At 29.4% G+C, this 1232-nt stretch carries 1 pseudogene; it reads left to right on the top strand.

The window, feature by feature from the left end:
* Window positions 1-210: 210 nt before the first annotated feature.
* Window positions 211-1232: pseudogene (locus BMX53_RS18880) on the top strand (hypothetical protein); the annotation flags it as partial.

Here is a 1232-nt window from a genome sequence, read left to right as displayed (position 1 = left end):
ACCAAGAAAGAGATTTGGTTTTAAATCGCCTAATGAAGTTTTTGCAGATAAATTAGACAAAATAGCAACTGTTGCATTTATAACTTGAATTCACGTATCAACATTATTAATAACTGAAATTCTTGTTATTTCATTTTGCTAATCGATGATGCTTTTCCAAAATCAATCATGTTTATTATTATAGGTTAAATAAATTGTAGAAGAAGAAGTATGAAAAAAAGAGTACTATCTGTAGCGGCTTTACTAGTTGGTAGTTTTGCTGTAAATGCACAAGTAGGTGTAGGAACTTTAAATCCTAATAAATCTGCTGAGTTGACTATTGAATCATCTAATAGAGGATTGTTGATTCCAAGAATTGCATTAAAAAGTAGCAAGGATGTTATAACAATAACAGAATTTCCTAAGAATGGTATTAATAGTATGCTTGTATATAATACAGCTACTATTGAGAAGGATTTAAAACCGGGTTTTTATTACTGGTATATAGATAGCTGGAATCGATTAACAACTGTTAATGATATTCCTGAGGCGGTTATAAATAACTATCAACAGATTTTTAAGAATGAAAATATTAAAAATGAGATAAGTAATATTGTAAACACTACAAAGGGTAATGTAGTTTATGAAGGAGATAAACTTTATTATATCAATGATAATGGTCAAAGAGAAGAAATCCTAGAGCGATTAACAAAAATTACTTTTGACGAACCTACAGGGGACTATATCTATTATAGTGAAAAAGATGTTGATCGCAAAGGAAATATAATAGGTGAGGGAACACGTATTAAAATTAAAGAAACTGTAATTAAGAAGTTTGGAGATATTATTAATAATAAAACTGTTCAAGATTTAATTACAAATTACTTAAGTAAAACTTATGTAGGAGGAAATGTTTATTATGATGGTAATTCATTTACTTATGTAACCAAAGAAGGAGAAGTAAAGAATATCACTTTTAATGAAATAGTTAAAGCTAATGAGACAGTAACGACTTTAGTTGATAATAAAAATGGAACCTTTACTTATACAAATGAAAAGGGAGAAGTTGTTACTATAGATTTAACAAAAGGACCAAAAGGAGATAAGGGAGAAGATGGTAAATCTGCTTTAGAGATTTGGCAAGGTCTTCCTGGAAATGATGGAAAAGACGGAGAAGCGTTTATTGCGTCATTAAAAGGAGACAAAGGAGATAAAGGAGATACAGGATTTAAATCAGAGTCACAACCAGGTAA

This window comes from Myroides marinus, assembly GCF_900109075.1.
GTDB lineage: Bacteria > Bacteroidota > Bacteroidia > Flavobacteriales > Flavobacteriaceae > Flavobacterium > Flavobacterium marinum_A.
This window is presented reverse-complemented; position numbering and strand designations above follow the sequence as displayed.